The 17,609-nt window shown below is 64.6% G+C and carries 19 protein-coding genes and 1 tRNA gene; 10 read left to right on the forward strand and 10 right to left on the reverse strand.

Going from position 1 to position 17,609, the window contains the following annotated elements; all coding sequences use genetic code 11:
• Positions 1 to 202: 202 nt before the first annotated feature.
• The 5 genes from BJL86_RS02235 to BJL86_RS17815 are packed head-to-tail and all read right to left on the reverse strand — an operon-like array spanning position 203 to position 3,228.
• Complete coding sequence (locus BJL86_RS02235) at positions 203 to 466, reverse strand: hypothetical protein (protein WP_067478313.1); 264 nt, start codon at positions 464 to 466, stop codon at positions 203 to 205.
• A complete protein-coding gene (locus BJL86_RS02240; protein ID WP_067478310.1) occupies positions 463 to 2,103 on the reverse strand; it encodes a hypothetical protein in 1,641 nt (546 codons plus the stop codon). Before BJL86_RS02240 ends, BJL86_RS02235 begins: the two co-directional genes overlap by 4 nt.
• A gap of 16 nt (positions 2,104 to 2,119) precedes the next feature.
• Positions 2,120 to 2,740 carry a hypothetical protein gene (locus BJL86_RS02245; protein WP_156515467.1) on the reverse strand — a complete coding sequence of 207 codons (621 nt, stop codon included), beginning with the start codon at positions 2,738 to 2,740 and terminating at the stop codon, positions 2,120 to 2,122.
• Between the two features lie 24 nt (positions 2,741 to 2,764).
• On the reverse strand, positions 2,765 to 2,968 hold the full coding sequence (locus BJL86_RS02250; RefSeq protein WP_197487665.1) for a helix-turn-helix domain-containing protein: 204 nt from the start codon (positions 2,966 to 2,968) through the stop codon (positions 2,765 to 2,767).
• A 14-nt stretch (positions 2,969 to 2,982) separates the two neighbouring features.
• Positions 2,983 to 3,228 carry a helix-turn-helix transcriptional regulator gene (locus tag BJL86_RS17815; protein ID WP_075844784.1) on the reverse strand — a complete coding sequence of 82 codons (246 nt, stop codon included), beginning with the start codon at positions 3,226 to 3,228 and terminating at the stop codon, positions 2,983 to 2,985.
• A 125-nt stretch (positions 3,229 to 3,353) separates the two neighbouring features.
• On the opposite strand from BJL86_RS17815, the gene BJL86_RS02260 reads away from it, so the two are divergent.
• Positions 3,354 to 3,965 carry a helix-turn-helix domain-containing protein gene (locus BJL86_RS02260; RefSeq protein WP_075844785.1) on the forward strand — a complete coding sequence of 204 codons (612 nt, stop codon included), beginning with the start codon at positions 3,354 to 3,356 and terminating at the stop codon, positions 3,963 to 3,965.
• Positions 3,958 to 5,088: a tyrosine-type recombinase/integrase gene (locus BJL86_RS02265; RefSeq protein WP_067478395.1), complete on the forward strand. Its 1,131-nt coding sequence runs from the start codon at positions 3,958 to 3,960 to the stop codon at positions 5,086 to 5,088. Before BJL86_RS02260 ends, BJL86_RS02265 begins: the two co-directional genes overlap by 8 nt.
• A 499-nt stretch (positions 5,089 to 5,587) precedes the next feature.
• Here the strand turns inward: BJL86_RS02265 and BJL86_RS02270 are convergent, their stop codons facing one another.
• On the reverse strand, positions 5,588 to 6,337 hold the full coding sequence (locus BJL86_RS02270; RefSeq protein ID WP_067478302.1) for a MerR family transcriptional regulator: 750 nt from the start codon (positions 6,335 to 6,337) through the stop codon (positions 5,588 to 5,590).
• Positions 6,338 to 6,621: 284 nt separating this feature from the next.
• Here BJL86_RS02270 and BJL86_RS02275 point away from each other — a divergent pair, with 284 nt between their 5' ends.
• Genes BJL86_RS02275 through BJL86_RS02290 form a run of 4 tightly spaced genes read left to right on the forward strand, consistent with a single transcriptional unit; the run spans position 6,622 to position 12,057 of the window.
• The gene (locus BJL86_RS02275) at positions 6,622 to 7,842 is read left to right on the forward strand and encodes an acetyl-CoA C-acetyltransferase (protein ID WP_197487664.1); all 1,221 of its coding nucleotides are present in this window, start codon (positions 6,622 to 6,624) and stop codon (positions 7,840 to 7,842) included.
• Positions 7,843 to 7,852: 10 nt separating this feature from the next.
• On the forward strand, positions 7,853 to 10,039 hold the full coding sequence (locus BJL86_RS02280; RefSeq protein WP_067478299.1) for a 3-hydroxyacyl-CoA dehydrogenase NAD-binding domain-containing protein: 2,187 nt from the start codon (positions 7,853 to 7,855) through the stop codon (positions 10,037 to 10,039).
• Positions 10,036 to 10,881: a CoA transferase gene (locus BJL86_RS02285; RefSeq protein ID WP_067478296.1), complete on the forward strand. Its 846-nt coding sequence runs from the start codon at positions 10,036 to 10,038 to the stop codon at positions 10,879 to 10,881. Before BJL86_RS02280 ends, BJL86_RS02285 begins: the two co-directional genes overlap by 4 nt.
• Before the next feature lie 15 nt (positions 10,882 to 10,896).
• Positions 10,897 to 12,057 carry an acyl-CoA dehydrogenase family protein gene (locus BJL86_RS02290; RefSeq protein ID WP_075844786.1) on the forward strand — a complete coding sequence of 387 codons (1,161 nt, stop codon included), beginning with the start codon at positions 10,897 to 10,899 and terminating at the stop codon, positions 12,055 to 12,057.
• Between the two features lie 107 nt (positions 12,058 to 12,164).
• Here the strand turns inward: BJL86_RS02290 and BJL86_RS02295 are convergent, their stop codons facing one another.
• Positions 12,165 to 13,172 (reverse strand): LLM class flavin-dependent oxidoreductase, encoded by a 1,008-nt coding sequence (locus tag BJL86_RS02295; RefSeq protein WP_067478294.1) that lies wholly within the window; start codon positions 13,170 to 13,172, stop codon positions 12,165 to 12,167.
• A 192-nt stretch (positions 13,173 to 13,364) separates the two neighbouring features.
• The gene (locus BJL86_RS02300) at positions 13,365 to 14,072 is read right to left on the reverse strand and encodes a hypothetical protein (RefSeq protein WP_067478291.1); all 708 of its coding nucleotides are present in this window, start codon (positions 14,070 to 14,072) and stop codon (positions 13,365 to 13,367) included.
• A 154-nt stretch (positions 14,073 to 14,226) separates the two neighbouring features.
• On the opposite strand from BJL86_RS02300, the gene BJL86_RS02305 reads away from it, so the two are divergent.
• Positions 14,227 to 14,838: a putative glycolipid-binding domain-containing protein gene (locus tag BJL86_RS02305; RefSeq protein ID WP_198034340.1), complete on the forward strand. Its 612-nt coding sequence runs from the start codon at positions 14,227 to 14,229 to the stop codon at positions 14,836 to 14,838.
• Positions 14,839 to 14,864: 26 nt separating this feature from the next.
• On the opposite strand, the gene BJL86_RS02310 is transcribed toward BJL86_RS02305, so the two are convergent.
• A complete protein-coding gene (locus BJL86_RS02310) occupies positions 14,865 to 15,914 on the reverse strand; it encodes a prephenate dehydrogenase (protein WP_232229007.1) in 1,050 nt (349 codons plus the stop codon).
• A 36-nt stretch (positions 15,915 to 15,950) separates the two neighbouring features.
• On the opposite strand from BJL86_RS02310, the gene BJL86_RS02315 reads away from it, so the two are divergent.
• From BJL86_RS02315 to BJL86_RS02325, 3 genes are all read left to right on the forward strand, one after another.
• Positions 15,951 to 16,475: a tRNA adenosine deaminase-associated protein gene (locus BJL86_RS02315; RefSeq protein WP_067473431.1), complete on the forward strand. Its 525-nt coding sequence runs from the start codon at positions 15,951 to 15,953 to the stop codon at positions 16,473 to 16,475.
• Between the two features lie 33 nt (positions 16,476 to 16,508).
• Positions 16,509 to 16,991: a nucleoside deaminase gene (locus BJL86_RS02320; protein ID WP_067473419.1), complete on the forward strand. Its 483-nt coding sequence runs from the start codon at positions 16,509 to 16,511 to the stop codon at positions 16,989 to 16,991.
• Between the two features lie 93 nt (positions 16,992 to 17,084).
• A tRNA-Ser gene (locus BJL86_RS02325) sits at positions 17,085 to 17,175 on the forward strand.
• 85 nt (positions 17,176 to 17,260) lie between these two features.
• Here the strand turns inward: BJL86_RS02325 and BJL86_RS02330 are convergent.
• Positions 17,261 to 17,587, reverse strand: a complete 327-nt coding sequence (locus BJL86_RS02330) for a gamma-glutamylcyclotransferase family protein (RefSeq protein ID WP_067473426.1) — start codon at positions 17,585 to 17,587, stop codon at positions 17,261 to 17,263.
• Between the last annotated feature and the right edge of the window lie 22 nt (positions 17,588 to 17,609).

Below are 17,609 nucleotides of genomic sequence, written 5' to 3' on the forward strand. Positions count from 1 at the left end.
GCTCTTCGCAAGCGTCGTTGTACTTGCGCCGCGATTCCTCGATATAGGCAAGCGTGCGGTCAGCGGCGGCGCGCGAAGCCGAAGTGTCGCGTTCTCGAGAATCGTTCGAAGTAGGCATGGTGTCCTTTCGTGCGGGGTGTTTGATCTTTGGTTTTCCTGTGCGGCGCGCGCGGCGGTGCGCGCGCCGGTTGTCGGGCGCGTCTCATGACATCGAGAAGGGATCGACGCCGGGCGGCGTGCGGAACGATTCGCCGGACTGGAAAGCGGCGAGGTGGCTCGCGATAACGTGATCGCGGCATTCTTCGCTCCCTTCGGTGAGCGGAATGCTCGTGAGTGCGTGGCGCAATTCCGGCGGGTATTCGCGACATCCGTTCACGGCGGCGCGAAATTCCGGGCCAGACACCCCGGCGCAAAACGTCACAGTGACATTGGTGGTAGAAACGGGAGGTACGGCGTGGATTTTCATAGCAGTGGTTCACTTTCGTTGGTGTGTTCTTCGACGGACTCGGCGCAGGTCGCGTGAACGGTGATCGAGTCGGGAAGGGACTCGTGCAGTGGTTGCCTACAGACCTCACAAAGTCGTTCGCCCGGTTGCGGCGTGTAAGTGATCCGCCACCCGCGCCCGTGCATGGTGCGTTCGCGTTGTTCGACGTGTACCCCGGCCTGAACTAGCGGCGGGGCGAGGCGTTGCAAACGCGCCCCGGCAGCTTGGGCGTTGCGAGGCCACGCGCGCGGGGGCCGCTCGGGCGAGATCGCCCGCAGAACTTCGGACGCCGTTCCCTCCCAAACGCCTCGCTCGCGAGCGAAAGCGATTAACGCGGCGGCGAACACATCGGCGTCTAGAACGTCCTCGGCGGCGTTGTCCTGCGACTCGATGAACGATCCCAGCGTGTCCCACCCGGTGACGTAATCGAGCGCGTGAAGCATCAGCCCGGCATCGGCCAGCCGGGGCAACTCGGTCGGCGGGGTGATCGTCTCTAGCGCGCGTTCGACTTGCACGAGCAAATCAAGTAGGGCACCGAGAGTTTCGGCGTGAATCTCGCGAAACTCGGCGGCAAGCTCACGGTCAAGACGACGCCCGGATTTCGGGATCACGTTAAGCTCAACGGTGCAAAGCCGGTCGGCAACGTCGGCACGTAGCCCCTCGGGACTAATCGACGTAATCGCGACCGCCCGCCGGTAAGACGTGATCGTGATGTCCTGGTTGCTGTAGAGCGCCCGTTTGATTACCGCATCACCAGACACCGTGCGCGCTAGAACGTCGGAGAACCACAGAGGCACCGTCGATAGATTGTCGATTCCGATAACGGGCGAGGCGTTCGCTGTGAGCGACCATGAATCTTCGTCCCGCGGCGGTGAAGTGAGCGGCGCGCCGGAAGGGGCAACGACCCCGATAACAGAACGTAGGCACGAGGTCTTAGCCGAACCCTGTTGCCCGATAAGGCACAAGATCGGGGATTGCACATCGTCACACAGCGCCACGAGCATCCACGCCACGAGCAGCCTAAAGCCGTCGTCGTCGGTGTTGATAAGAGCGCGGAATCGGTCCAGCGATCCGCCGGAGATCGGGCGAGGCATCGGGTTAGTTGCCTTGTTCCGCCGGAAGAATACCGGCGACGACGCGGCGACCTGCCAGCCGGACGAATCGAGAACGATCGCTGCGCCGTCGTCGGTTCCTAGGTCGATCACACGCTTTCCGCCCGCCGTTTGCCCGAACCGAAGATAGATCGGCGTGGGAGTCTCGCAGCGCGTGCCCTTGGCATCGAGATTGGAAAGCGTGTCGGCAATAGCTGTAGCGGGCGCGGCGCGATTGGTCTCGTCGTAATACAGCCGCCGAAGCTCACCCGCTACGCCGTTCTTCCCGTCCAGCGGGAGAGCGATACCGGGCCGGTCTCGGTCCACGCCGTACACGTCGCCCACCGTATCCTTGATAAGGGTGAATCGTTCTTCAGCGAGGGCGAGTAATCGCGCGGTCTGCGAATCCTGGCGCGCGGCGCTGTTCTTCCCCTCGGTGTCGTCGCTCTCGGCGGCGGGGCCGGGATCGTTCCCAGGCTCGGGCACCGGATCGAACGGGTTATTTTCGCCGTAAAATGTGTCGGACATTGTGCTACCTCCTTTCTCAGAGTTGAGACAACGCGGCGCAGCGGCGCGCTCGGTCTCGTGATCGTTCTAGCCATTCATCCCGCGCCGCCCGTAAGTCGTCCATCGACGCCGAAGCGGCAAGCTCGGCAATCCCTGCAAGTTCGCGGTAAGCCTCGCGTTCGCGTTCGCGCAGCACGTCGGCGGCATAGTGCGGCAACGCGAGCGGCATTAAGCCTTTGTCGAACGGCTCTTGCATATAAGCGACGAGGCCACGCGCACGAGACTTGCTCGCACTCGCTCCGCTCTCGAATCCGTAGGCCATGATCGCGGCGGGATCGGGAGCGCGCTTATCCCTAACCGCACGCTTTGCCAGCTCCACGACCAAGCCCGCGCGAGGGTCTAGAAAGTCGCTCGGAACCAATAGCGCGAGTACGGCGCTAGCGAGATCGAACGGCGCATAGAGCAAGGTTCCGATGAACCATGTTGCGGCGGTCCACTCCCGCGCCGGGGTGTCGGATCGCTCGGCGTCGTCGTTGGGCGCACTGAAGAAGAGAGACGGCACCACCCGACCAAGAGCACCAGGCGTATCGGCACACTCGGTGCGCGCGCCTGACGCCCCGGCGGGCAACACCCACCCCGAATTACTGATAGTTCGCATGTTCTGATTCCTCACTCACTCGTGCTAGCTCGCGTGATTCGCGGACTGTGCCCGTGCCCACTCCACGAGATCGGCCTCGGCGTAGCGCACGAACTTTCCGAACTTGTAAAAATTCGGGCCGCGCCCCTCGCGGCGTTGGAAGCGAAGCGCGTTCACGCTGATGCGCAAGAACTCCGCCGCCTCAGGCTCGGTGAGCCATTGCGTTTCGATAGTTGGTTTCGTGGGCATTTGGTTTCGTCCTCTCATGCGCGCTTGGCGCAGTCGGTTGGTTCACTCGCAGATGGACCGTTGAGCGGATCGCGCGCCCACTCGACAACATCGGCGGCGGCGTAGCGAATGACTTTCGACGTAAGCCGGGAGAAGCGTGGACCTTGTCCATTCGCTCGCCATGCGCGAAGTGCTCCCTGGCTCAATCCGAGGTATTCGCCTACTTCGTCGCTCGTGAGCCATGCGCCCTCGGCAATTTTTTCTGACAGCGTGCGTTGCATACTCCCCGCCTTTCGGTTGACCGAAGTATTCCGTGTAGCGCGTTGTTGCGGTACAGCGAACAATCTAGCATGGTTCTAGAGCCTGTCAACGGCCAAAGTTGCGAAATGTGGATAAAGTGCGTTGTATGGCAACGGATAGACAGCGCGGTAATGAAGTGGGAAGGGTCGCTCGCACGCTCGGCGAAAACGTCGCCCAACGGCGCGCTGACCTGGGTATATCCGCGCGAGAGCTTGCAGAACGACTTACAGATCAAGGGCGACGGTTCACGCTTTCGAGCGTGCAAAAGATCGAACGCGCGGAAAGGCGAGTAGATGTCGATGATTTGCGCGCGATAGCGGACGCGCTAGGCGTGACCCCGAACGATCTACTTGCACCGGGAATGGCGCGGGGGAACACATCGAGCCGCACCGTCCTACGGTTGGGCACGTCGGTGCCAGGACTCTCGCGCGCAGTGTCATGGGCTGCGAGGCACACGAATTACACCGAGGACGAACTACTCGACCACGTATCCGCGCTTTTTCGGCTGGTTCCGCACGTTGACAAGTTCGAACGTGAATATCAGGAATGGTTAGACAAACTCGCTAATACCAGCGATCCTCGCGAAGCCGCGCAGATGTGCCGAGACGAACAATTGACCGATCTAGATCTACTCAACCATGCTGACGAGCTATTACCAGGTAGACCGGAATTCGCCGCGCTCGTACGGAAAGAGCTTGGGTTGGGCTCAGATGCCTAGGCCACCGCTTCCACTCGGTACACACGGTGCGATCTCTCACTACGGCGAGCCGCCGAAGGTACGGGCAAAGACCAGGGTTCGCGACCTGGACGGCACAACACGAGTGGTCACCAGATGGGGCCGGAACAAGACCGCCGCGACAAATTCACTACTCGAAGCCGTGCGAGATCGACACGGCAACGTAGGCGCGGGCATCACCCGCGAAACGAAACTAGCCGAAGTCGCCGCCGAATGGCTTACCGAAGTCGAAGCAAGCGACCGCGCAGACGGCACGAAAGGACTGTTTCGGCGCACGGTAAACAACTACCTCACGCCCGGTATCGGCCAATTGCGAGTGTACGAAACGACCGTGCCCGTGCTCGAAAGAGTGATAGAGACGATCCGAGAACACCACGGCACCGGGGCCGCGCGTACTTACCGGCAAGTGTTATCCGGCGTGCTCGGTCTCGCTGTTCGCCACGGCGCTATACCGGCGAATCCCGTTCGCGAGGTCTCCCGTTCGACAATGACCAAACGCGCAGCGGCGCGGGCACTCACTCGCGAGGAAACCACCGACCTACTAGCGGCCCTCGATAACGACGAACAAGCGCGCGAGCACGATTTGCCAGACCTAGCACGATTCATGCTCGCAACCGGCGTGAGACTCGGTGAAGCTCTCGCGCTCCGATGGGACTACGTAGACCTAGACGGCGGAGTCGTGACCATCGCCGCCACCGTTACCGATGCCAAAGGGCGCGGGACATTCATTCAGGAATCGACCAAGACCCGCGCCGGGCATCGAGTCTTAGCCGTACCCGCAGACGTGATCGCGATACTTACCGAACGGCGCGGACGAATCTACCCGGACAACGACTTGCACCTAGTGTTCCCCACCGTTCTCGGCACGCTCCGAAATCGCGGACGAACGACAACGCAACTACGCCGGGCACTCGATAACGCCGGGTTCCCCTGGGCAACCTCCCACACATTCCGAAAAACAGCCGCCACCCGCCTAGACGAGGCTGGACTATCGGCCCGAAAGATCGCAGACCAACTAGGACACGAGCGGCCAAGTATGACCTCAGATGTCTACATGGGGCGGCGCGTCGTAACCTCCGAAGCAGCGGAAGTGCTCTCGCTCTAGATCGCGCTTGCTCATGACGACCTAACATGTCATGGACGATCTGGCATGTCATCGCTCTACCAGGCGATATGTCATGCATGACATGTATGACATGCCTCTACCTCTTTCTAGTTGAGAATAGTGATTAAAAGCCGTCATCACTGCGATTCAATCAGGGGTTCGCGAAAGCGGGTCGGGCTCTCTTGCGACCCGTTAACGACCCGTAAACTACTTCAACGTACATGCCCCACATGTTCGAACTCACTTATCTACGCACGTCACAGACGCCTACGCCGCGCGCTGTTCACCGGATTTCCTGGGATTAGCTTGTTAGGGGTTCGAATCCCTTCGGGCGCACAACAGAAGCGCCGCGTCATCATTTCTCAGTGATGCGCGGCGCTTCGCTTTGGCGCGGACGAGAACGCTGAAGATTTGTCTGGCGACGCTGGCGTAGACATTTAGCTACATGGCCTATATTCTTCGCCGTCTCCCTGGCGGATCTGTCCCACGGCCCCGCCTCCTAGCGCCCAGATTTGTCGATTCGACGCTGGATGGTCGCGCGCTTTGTGGAGTTGACCGCCCGCTCGTACGCAGAGATGAAGCCGTGGATCGTGAGCGGCTTGAACGAGTTGATCGCATCCTGTACCGCGCTCGACGGAGTGCCCGCCTTCTTGTAGGCGGGCCACACGGTGTCGCGGAAGATTTCCGTGAGCTCCTCGGCGAGGCTGAGAGCATGCTGGTCGAGCACCTTCCTGGCACGTTGCGCCGCGACGAGCGGAAGGCCCGCGTTGAGCATCTCAACACCCAATGGAAGAAGCGACGCCGTGACATTGACGTGCGCGCCATCGACTGTCTCTACCAGTCCGAGGGTTTCGAGCACCTCGATTTCGTCACCGGTCAGCTCGCGCCCGGCGCGGTCCGACAACTCGCCGAAAGAGAGGGTCTCCGGGCGGTCACTCAGCCACGGCGCGAGTAAAGTGCCGTGGAGACGAATGGTTTCGGTGCTGCTGCCGTTGGGAATCCGGTCGATGTAATTGGTAATCGCGGCGAGGGTGAATCCGTGCGATTGCAATTCCCTGACGAGCTCGAGCAGGGCGCGGTGTTGCGGGCTGTAGACGGCGGTGCGGCCCTTCTTCCCCGGAGGGGGAAGAATTGCACGGTTGGTGTAGAAGCGGATGTTCCGCGCCGAGACACCGGTTCGCTGGACCAGTTCTTCCAGAGAGTATTCCTCACCGACGCCCTCGGACTCCGTCGTGCTGGCGAGGTTCACCGCGCCCCCTTTTTTCGTTTCTCGAACGACTGTCGATCACTCCATTATTCCAGCTAGAGATCATTGATCATAACAGCTAACGATGACCCGACTGCGTTCCGTCGTAGCCTGAGGCTCGGAGTGAGGTCTCCGCGTTCGACGGAAAGCTCCCGTGGCATGGGCATGTACTTCCGCGGTTCGAGTGGCGTGGATCACTGTTTTCGTTATTGGTTGTTACACTATCAGTGATAGTGTAAGTGTCGGCAAGGAGCTTTCGCAGCTCTCTCACCGAACGGAGGATCGCCATGTCAGCCATCCCGGAGGCGTACATCTTCGACGCCGTCCGTACGCCCCGAGGGCGCGGAAAGAAAACCGGATCGCTTCACGAGGTCAAGCCGATCGATCTCGTCGTGGGTCTCGTCGACTCGTTGCAGTCCCGGAACGAGCAGCTGGATGTGGGAGCCATCGACGACGTGGTCCTGGGCGTCGTAACGCCCCTCGGGGACCAGGGAATGGACATAGCGAAGACTGCGGCACTTGCCGCCGGCCTTCCGGAGACGGTCGCAGGCGTTCAGCTCAATCGCTTCTGTGCTTCGGGTCTCGAATCCGTCAACCAGGCCGCTGCCAGGGTGCGATCGGGCTTCGAGAACCTCATCATCGCTGGCGGCGTCGAGTCGATGTCTCGGTGCCCCATGGGCTCCGATGGGGGCGCATGGGCGATGGACCCGGCCACCGCCGACCGCACCAGCTTCGTGCCGCAGGGCATCGGGGCGGACCTCATCGCGACGAGGCGCGGCTGGTCGCGAAGCGACGTCGACGCGTTCGCTGTGGAGTCGCACCGGCGCGCGGCCGCGGCGCAGTCTGATGGGCGCTTGTCCGGATCGATCGTCCCCGTAGAGGACATGTCGGGGATGGTGATCCTCGACCACGACGAGACGGTCCGAGCCGATGCTTCGACGGAGACGCTGGCGAAGCTCAAGCCGTCGTTCGCTGCCATCGGAGACATGGGCGGCTTCGACGCCGTGGCTTTGGAGAAGTACAGCGAGGTCGAGGCCATCGAACACGTGCACCACGCGGGTAATTCCTCGGGCATCGTCGACGGGTCCGCGCTCGTTCTCGTAGGCAGCGAGGAGACCGGAAAAACTCAAGGTCTGACGCCGAGAGCCCGCATCATCGCAACGGCCGTGAGCGGCGCCGATCCGACGATAATGCTCACGGGCCCGACACCTGCGGTGCGGAAGGCGCTCCGCATCGCCGGTCTCCAGCCCTCGGACATCGACCTGTGGGAAATCAATGAGGCTTTCGCGGCGGTCCCGATGAACGTTATGGAGGAGTTGGGAATCCCGCACGAGCGCGTCAACGTCAACGGCGGTGCGATAGCCATGGGGCATCCGCTCGGCGCGACCGGCGCCGCTCTCGTCGGCACATTGGTTGACGAGCTCGAGCGGCAGGACAAGAACTACGGAGTCGTCACACTGTGCGTCGGCGGCGGCATGGGCATCGCTTCGGTTATCGAGAGGGTCTAGGGAGCTTTTAATGAGTGAGCAGGCTGTACGTTACGAGATCGATGCCGAGGGGATTGCGACGATCTGGCTGGATGATCCGATATCGAGTGCGAACACGATGAACGCGGACTACATCGAGTCCATGGAAACGGTAATCTCCGACCTCGAAAACGATTGCGGCAACGACAAGGCGAAGGGTGTAGTCATAGCCAGTGCGAAGAAGACCTTCTTCGCCGGTGGCGACCTGGAAGTGCTCCATACGCTGACACCCGACCAGGCAGGCGAGGCCTTCTCCATGGTCGAAAAAGTCAAGAACCAGCTCAGACGACTCGAGACCTGCGGGGTTCCCGTCGTCGCGGCGATCAATGGGACCGCCCTCGGGGGCGGCCTGGAGATCGCGCTGGCGGCGCACCGACGCATCGCTGTCAACGATCGAAACCTCAAACTCGGGCTGCCCGAGGTGAGTCTCGGGCTCCTTCCTGGCGGCGGTGGAATAACACGGCTTGTCCGCATGTTCGGCATCCAAAGTGCCCTCATGGATTGGTTGCTCCAAGGGCAGCAACGCAACCCGGAGGCGGCCTTGAAAAAGTGGCTCGTCGATAAACTCGTCGATTCCCCGGACCAGCTCCTCCCGGCGGCGCACGCGTGGCTAAAGGGGAATGCCGAGGGGCCCGAGTCCCACCTTCAGCCATGGGACAGGGACGGGTACAAGATCCCGGGAGGAACACCCGCGAGCCCCGAGCTCGCCGCGATCCTCCCGTCCTTCCCAGCGAACCTGCGTAAGCAGCTCAAAGGCGCCGATTTCCCCGCTCCGCGGGCGATTATGGCGGTCGCGGTCGAGGGTGCCCAGGTTGATTTCGACACTGCATCGCGCATCGAGTCGCGCTACTTTGCGAAGCTCGTGGTGGGACACAACGCCAAGGACATGACCAAGGCCTTCTTCTTCGACCTCCAATCGATCGGATCGGACGACCTTCGCCCTGCGAGCGTCGACAAATTCAGCGCCAAGCGCGTCGGCGTTCTCGGCGCGGGAATGATGGGCGCTGGTATCGCGTACGCCTGTGCGACTCGGGGAGTCGACGTCATTCTCAAGGACGTGAGCGCGGAGAACGCCGAGCAGGGTAAAGCGTATACCCAGACGCTTCTCGAAAAGAAAGTCTCGAAAGGACGGATGACGGAGGAAGCGCGCGACGAGATTCTCGCCCGGATCAACGCGACCGAAGATGCGTCTTCCCTCGCGGACTGCGACGTGATTATCGAGGCTGTCTTCGAGAATGCCGAACTCAAGGGGAAGGTGTTCGCGGAGATCGAAGAGGTGGTCGGGGCGGACGCGTTGCTGTGTTCGAACACTTCGACCCTGCCCATCACCGACCTCGCGTCGCGTACGAAGCGCCCGGCCGATTTTATCGGTATGCACTTCTTCTCACCGGTCGACAAGATGAAGCTTGTGGAGCTCATCGTCGGTGAGGAGACCAGCCCCGCCACGCTGGCCCACGCCATTGACGTGGTGCAGCAGATCGGGAAGCTCCCGATCGTCGTCAACGACAGCCGCGGATTCTTTACCAGCCGCGTGTTCGGCACGTACGTTCTCGAAGGCGCCGCGATGGTCGAGGAGGGGCTCGATCCGGTGGTTGTAGACCGTGCCGGTACCAAGGCGGGCTTCCCCAGCGGCCCGCTCACCCTCCTCGATGAGGTCACGCTTTCTCTACCGCGGCACGTCGCGGAGGAGGCCCGGAAGGCTGCTGAGAGTGAAGGTACGGTAGCGCCCGAAACTCCGGGCTTGAGCGTGCTCGACAAAATGGTCGACGATTACGGTCGGGAGGGCCGCGCAGCTGGGAAGGGGTTCTACGAGTACCAGGATGGTGCGCGCACACGCATGTGGCCTGAGCTGCGGACGATCTTTGCGCCGGAGGTCCCCGCACAAGTGTCGGCGGAGGATATCGCGGACCGCTTCCTCTTTGCCATGGCCATCGATACCGCGCGCTGCTTCGAGAACAATGTGATCACTTCGTCGGCTGCGGCAAATATTGGGTCGATCTTCGGCATCGGTTTCCCACCGAACCGGGGCGGTGCCGCCCAGTTCGTCGAGAATTACCCGGGGGGCATGGGTGAGTTCGTCAAACGAGCAGACGTGCTGGCCGATACCTACGGCGAGCGATTCCGGCCCAGCGAATGGCTCCGCGAACGCGCTGTGGCCGGGCAGGGGCTCGGTTCATGACGTCCCGACCCCTGGAGGGTATCGCCGTCGTCAGCCTGGCGACGAACCTCCCGGGCCCCGCCGCCACGGCCGGCCTGGTCCGGCTGGGCGCCAACGTGATAAAGGTCGAGCCGCCCGCAGGTGACGCGATGAGCATGGCGGCACCGGCGTACTACGGCGAACTCGCTGCCGGCCAGGAGATTGTGATCGCCGACCTGAAGACAACGGAGGGACAGGAGCAGCTGGCGTCCCGCCTCGACGACGCGGACGTGTTGATCACCTCGTCGCGCCCATCGGCACTAACTGCCCTCGGAATGTCGTGGAGCGAGATACACGAGAGGCACCCGCAGTTGATCCAGGTCGCTATCGTGGGCTATCCCGGCGCGGACGCGGAGGTTCCCGGACACGATCTCACTTATCAGGCTGCCAATGGCACGATCGACGGTCGGTCTCTACCGCGCATCCTTGTCGCTGATCTGGCTGGAGGGGAACGTGCGGCTGCCGCGGCGATGGCCGGTCTGATCGAACGCGGGCGGACCGGCGCGGGGAGTTACGTGGAGGTCGCGTTAAGCGACGTCGCCACGGACTTCAGCGCCCCGCACCGACATGGACTGACGAGTCCCGGCGGACTGTTGGGCGGCGGGATCGCCCAATACAACGTGTATCCGTCGGCAGATGGGTTTGTCGCCCTAGCGGCTCTTGAAAGTCACTTCTGGGCTTACCTTTGTGAGGGCCTGGGCGTTCCCGCCGATTCGTCGACCGAAGATCTCGAACTCATTTTTGCCGAGAACACATCGAGCCACTGGTCCGATTGGGCACGCGAGAGGGATATCCCTCTTGTTCCCTGTGGCTCCAACCTCTAGCGAAAGGCCTATTCAATGTTTGAGATGACTCCGTACGAATCGCCCTGGATGGACGGCGAACTCGGTTCGCTTCGGGACATGGCCCGTGAGTTCTTCAAGCGTGAGTCGGTTCCCAATCAAGAGCGCTGGGCCGAGCAGCATCAGGTGGATCGGGATTTCTGGCGGAAGGCGGGCGATTCGGGCCTACTGTGCATGTCCATCCCCGAAGAATACGGCGGCGGTGGCGGCACGTTTGCCCATGAGGCCGTGGTCCTCGAGGAGCAAGCTTCCGCCGGCGACGACGCTTTCGGAAATAGCGTCCACAGTGGAATCGTTGCTCACTACGTCTTGAAGTACGGCACGGAGGAGCAAAAGCACGCGTGGCTGCCCAAGCTCGCCTCCGGTGAGCTCGTCGGCGCAATCGCCATGACCGAACCCGGCGCGGGCTCCGATCTGCAGGCGCTGAAGACGAAGGCTGAACTCGACGGGGATCACTACGCCGTTAATGGGGCGAAGACGTTCATCACGAACGGCAGCCACGCCAACTTCATCATCGTGGTCGTGCGCACCGGAGGCGAGGGCGGCGGAGGCCTCTCGCTCCTCGGCGTCGAGACCGACGACCTAAAGGGTTTCTCGCGGGGTCGGGTCCTCGACAAAATTGGCATGCCCGGGCAGGACACGCGTGAGCTCTTCTTCGACGACATGCGCGTGCCCGCCGAGAATATTCTCGGCGGCGAGGCCGGTGTGGGCGCCGGCTTCATCCAACTGATGGAACAGCTGCCTCAGGAGCGTCTCATCATCGCGGTCGCGGCGACCGCGGCAACGGAATTGGCGCTCGCCGAAACCATCGCGTACACCAAGGAGCGCCAGGCATTCGGCCGCGAGGTAATCAAATTCCAGAACACCCGCTTCGTGCTTGCGGAGTGCCTCATGGAGACGCGATCGACGCGCACTTTCGTCGATTGGTGTATACAACAGCACCTCGAGGGCCGACTCGACCCGGCGACGGCGTCGATGGCAAAAGCACATGCCACTGAGAAACAGTGCGAGGTCACCGACCGCTGCCTGCAATTGTTTGGGGGCTACGGATACATGCGCGAGTATCCGATCGCCCGGATGTATGCCGGGGCCCGAGTGCAGAAGATCTACGGCGGAACGAACGAAATCATGAAGGAACTGATCGCCAGATCTCTCTAAGGTGGGGCCGTCTAGTTGATGTGACGCCAGGAGCCGGGAGCCGGGAGCCGGGTGTGTACGTCCCCCATGCGGCGACTGCTTCGCTGCGAACGGCTGCGAATTGGCAGTTACCGGGTCCTTACCGAAACACCGATTCCTGCCGCGTCGGCTGCGATGTCGAGCGCCCCGAGCCGCTCTTCCGGGGTGCGCCCGTGGAAGGCGAGCATGATCTCGTCCGCGCCTGTCTGCAGTTGCAGCTGATCCAGAGCGCGGCGCACATCGTCCCGGTCGCCGACGGCGCGCACCCGCATCATCGAGGTGATCTGGCGACCCTGCGGTGAATCGAGGATCAGCTCGAGCTCGTCGTCGGTGAAATCGCGGGCCTCGGAGTTCGCGCGCTTGACGAACATCGACACGCGGTCCTTGAGTACCTGGTGTTCGATCTCGGCGGCCACCTCGCGGTCCTCGTGTGCGACGACGTTCGCGCCGACGATCGCATAGGGCTCGGCGAGCTGCTCGGAGGGCTGGAAGTTCTCCCGGTAGGCCGACAGCGCGTGCAGCATCTGGTCGGGCGCGAAATGCGAGGCGAACGCGTACGGCAGGCCGAGCTGCGCAGCCAGCGTCGCGCCGAACAGCGAGGAGCCCAGAATGTACAGCGGCGGCGGGGTCTGCGCGAGCGGTGCGGCCTTGACCCCGGGAATCGGTTCCCCGCCCGAAAGGAACGTCTGCAGCTCGACGACGTCGGAGGGGAAACGCTCGGAGGCCTGCGGATCGCGCCGCAGCGCGAGGAACGTCTTCTGGTCGGTTCCGGGCGCGCGCCCGAGCCCGACATCGATGCGGTCCGGGTGGAGCGCCGCCAACGTGCCGAACTGTTCCGCGATCACCAAGGGGGAATGGTTGGGAAGCATGACGCCGCCGGAACCGAGCCGAATGGTCGACGTGTTCGCGGCGACATGGGCGATGAGCACCGACGTCGCCGAGGACGCGATGGCCGCCATGTTGTGGTGCTCGGCGTACCAGACCCGTTCGAGCCCCCTGGCCTCCGCGCGCTGGGCGAGCCGGACGATATCGGACAGGGCGGACTCGTAGCTCGTCTGCTTGTCTGCGGGGGCGAGGTCGAGGGCGGAAATGCGCATCGCTATCTACAACCAATCAACAAAGTGGCACCGGTTCGCGCCCCGCACGAAAGGGGAGGGGCGCAGCCGCTCGAACTCCTGTCGGGAGCGCGGCTTACGGCCGGTGCAACGTGAGCGCGGCAGGCGGTATTCCCTCGGGCGTGTTCGCTCGCCGGGGCTTCCCGGGCCCGGGCCCCCGAGCTCTGGCGCCCGCTAGGAGACGTTCTGCGGGGCGGGCTGGAGCCGTTCGGCGTACCCGTCGAATGCTTGGGCCGCGCGGAGGCCGGCGGCGACGTCAACCTCCGGCCATCCGTCCTCGGTGTGCAAGGCCGCTTCGAGTTGCTCGGCCGAGAGCGAGGTGCCCGCGGCGAGCAGCGCGTCGACGGCCTCCGCTGCCGGATCGTCGAGCAGTGTGTCCGCGGCGAGCTCCCCGATCTGTTCGGCGACCGAATCCCGCGTGACCGGGAAGAAGTCGGGGTCGAACCCGTCGGCGGTATCGTACGGCGCGCGCCACCACGCAGCCCCGTCCCAGCCGTAGAGGAACCCGAGAACGTCGCGGCGGGCGCGCGCGTGGTCGATGCCGCGTCGCCACCACCCGGGCGCCGTGTCGATCAGGTCGGTGCCGCCGTCGAGGCTCGTGCCGCTCGCCTCGGTCTCGGACTCGTCGGCATGCCAGCCGGCGAGCAACGCGCGCCCGTCGCCCGGCAGGACGAGGGTTAGCCAGCTGCCGTTCTCGTCGGACCACGTCGGATGTGAGGTCGCCGCGCTGCCGCCCGACTCGGACCCCTCCGAGCTCCCGGACACCGCCGAGTCCGCGCTCGGGGCGCCGAGGCCCACGGCGGCGCGCACCGCGACCACCACTGCCAGGTAGTCCAGGATCGTGCGTGGAGAATCTGCCAGCGATACGTGTTCCAACGTCATGGCGCTCACGTTAGGAAGCAGGGGTTACGTGGCTGGTTACGGGCGCGTGAACTTCCGGCGCCATGTGGGCAAAAAGTGGGATTTGTCTCGTTTGCCGACCTAACTAACCGAAACGGTTACCGCCTGCGCTGCGCTAGCACCTATCGTGGGCATCGTGACTTCCCCAGCTGACACCACCGGAGACGTAGACGACGCCGCTTCCGCCGGACCACAGGTCTTCACCTGGTTCTCGTCGGATGGGGCGCGCGTGGAGCAGGCGCGCATCGCGCCCACGGGTTCCGAGCTCCGCGTGCGCGGCCGCCTCGTCGAGGCCGGCACCCCCGAGCGCCCGGCGTTCACCCTCACCTACGACGTCGTGGTCGACGACGAAGGCCAGGCGCGCGAGATCGCCCTCGAATCCGAGCGTGCGGAGGATTCCCGCTCGCTCACCCTGCGGTATGACGGCGGAGATGCCTGGCTCGCAACGACCGGCGCAGGCGAGTCGGAGCGAATCGGTACGTCCGGCGTCACCGAGGTTCTCATCGCCGGCTCGATGGCCTTCTTCTCCCTGGCCGTTCGGGCGAACGGCCTGCACCGGGCCCCGGACGAGGTCTCGCGCACCGCGCTGTCCGTCGAAGCGTACGACCTCGCCGTCTCCGACACCCCGATGTCCTTCCGCAGCGACGATTCGATGGTGCACGGGATCACCGGCGAGGCGGCGACCTCCGCCCACGTCGACGCCGAGGGCTTCGTCCTCGACGTGCCCGGTTCCATCGAGCGCCGCTAGTCGAAGCGCCGGGCGGTCCGGCACCGCTAGAACGCGACCGAGATCTCCTGCCCGCGGCGCCCCGCGGCCACTGCCGCATCGAGCCACCCCTGCGCGCCGATGGTGATATCCAGCGGCGCCCCGCCGGCCTCGCCCTGCCGGGCCTCGAAGGCCGCGCGGCCGGCCGATCCGCGGTCGACCAGGTCGCCGAGGGAGCCCGTCCGCCGCAGCTGTTCTAGAGAGGCGCCCAGTTCCTCGACGGCCTCGGCGAGTACCACCTCGAGCGCCGCGGCGTTCGGTTCGCAGATCGCGCGCACGAGGTCCGGCGGAGTCCCCGCGACCCGCGTCCCATCGCGAAACGATCCGGCACCCAGCGCCAGTGCGGCGTCCCCGCCCTCCCGGCCGGCGACCGCAAGTGCCTCGGCGAGAACGTGCGGCAGGTGGGAGATCCTCGCGACGGCGCGATCGTGCTCGTCCGAAGGCAGCGCCACGAGGCGCGATCCGGTCGAAGAACCGAGCGCGGCGACGCGCCGCCAGGTGGACTCGGCGCCTCCGCCGTCAGAGGTGATGACCCAACGGGACCCCGCGAAAAGCTCGGGGTCCGTCGCGGACCAGCCGGTGGAATTCGTGCCGGCCATGGGGTGGGAACCGACGTAGCCCGCGTCCAGTCCGGCGGCGCGCACCGCGTCGCGCACCGGGCCCTTCACGCTGACGACGTCGGTGAGCTGCGCCCCTGGGTGGATCCGTGCGATCTCGGCGAGAACGGGCGCGACGGCGGGCATGGGCACTCCCACGACGACGAGCGCGTCCTCGTCGCGTGCGCGCTCCAGGGTCGCCGAGAGGTCCGCGCTCGCGTCGTGCCCGGCGGCGCGAGCGGCGTCGACGGTCGCAGGAGAGCGGTTCCAGCCGAACGCTCGCGGCGTGCCCGCGGCTGCTGCGGCGGAGCCGTTCGCGGCCGGGTGGGCATCGAGGCAGCGCAACAGCGAACCGCCGATCAGGCCAAGACCGAGGACGCACACCGGGCCCGCCGCCCGCCGCGCATCCGCGAGAGTTCGGCCGTGTTCGTGCTGGTCCGCATCGCTTCGGAAAGTATCCACCTGACAAGGTTCTCACAGCCGACTACGGTTGCTGCCATGAACAGTGCGCGCACCGGCGAGGACGATTCCAGCGATGACGACCTGGGCGGCATCGGCGTGTGGGTGGTTCGCGACGAGTCCGGCTGGCAGCTCGGCCGGCTCGACGACGACGCGCTGGGAAGCCTCGACGCAGCGGCGAAGGGGATCCGGGAGCTGCGCTCCGGCGGAGCGGCTTTCGCGCTCCTCGACGTCGACGACGAATTCTTCGTGATCCTGCGGCCGGGCCCCGCCGGGCACCGGCTGCTGCTCTCCGATGCGACCGCGGCGATCGATTATGACCTCGCGGCAGATGTGCTCGACGAGCTCAACATCGAGGTCCCGGACCTCGATGATGACGAACTCGAGCAGACCGATCCGTGGGGCGAAGGCGATTGGGCGCTGCTCGAAGACCTCGGGCTGCCGTCGGGTGTACTCGAGATCATCGTGTCCGAGACGGATCTGTTCGCAGACGAGCACCTCGAGTCGATCGCCGAGCGGATGGGTTTCGCCGAGCGTTTCGAGCAGCTGCTCGACGAGCGCTGAGCGCGCCGCGAGCGCGGTGGTGAACGCCCCGTCATGAGCCCTTCGCTTCCCGAACCCGAGATCGAACGCCTGGACGCGGCCCGCATGGAGCGCTGCATCGCGCTCGCGCGCGAGACTCCCGCCGGGGATGTTCCGGTGTCCGCCGTCATATATGGGCCCGACGGAACCGAGCTGGCCGCAGCCACGAACCGGCGTGAGGCGGACGCGGATCCGTTGGCTCACGCCGAGATCCTCGCGCTGCGCGAGGCGGCCGGCCGCCTCGGGGACGGTTGGCGGCTCACCGAGTGCACGCTGGTAGTGAACCTCGAGCCGTGCACCATGTGCGCGGGTGCAGCCGTGGCGGCGCGGATCGGGACGATCGTGTTCGGGGCGTGGGAGCCGCGTACGGGCGCGTGCGGATCGCTGTTCGACGTGGTTCGGGACAGGCGCTTGTTGTGGCGGCCGCAGGTGCGCGGCGGGGTGCTGGCCGAGCGCGCGTCCGAGGGGTTGCGGGAATTTTTCGCCGAGCGACGCTAGGCGCCGTGGCGCCGTGGCGCCGTGCGCTGCGGATCGGGCGCTCGTCGCGGTCTGATTTGTTTCCGGCGGCGCCGTGCAGGTAGCCTATTCGGCGGTGGCGTGTCCGAGCGGCCTAAGGAGCTCGCCTCGAAAGCGAGTGTTGGGTAACCCCCAACCAAGGGTTCAAATCCCTTCGCCACCGCCACAGTCCCCCGCCTGCGTAAGCGCACGCGGGGGGCTTTTTCGTTGTCACCGGGTAGCCGAGTGGCGGGGGATGGGCGCGGCGCGGTTCAGGCGAGCGAGTAGACCCAGGTGCGCACGCGCGAGCCGTCGTCGAGCTGGCAATCGACCTCGACGCGACGATATTCGGCGCCCTCAAATTCGTCGAGTTCGCCCCACGCACCGTCGAGCGCCTCCGACCTGAGCAGCCAGCCGTCGATGGTGTCGTCGCCGGTCGGGCGAAAGCCGGGAAAGCCCATCCCAGCGCCCCAGCCGTGTTCGTCGAGGCTGCCGGTGATCGACCCGCGTTGCCACGTGCCGCCGAGCGGCGCGAGGATGTGCTCATTGGGGGCGCCGGGCGCCAGCGAACCGTAGATGAAGAGGTGCGAAGCGGTCATGATCCCGAAAGTATCAGCGCGG

Origin of the sequence: Dietzia timorensis, assembly GCF_001659785.1 — a bacterium.
Taxonomy (GTDB): Bacteria; Actinomycetota; Actinomycetes; order Mycobacteriales; family Mycobacteriaceae; genus Dietzia; species Dietzia timorensis.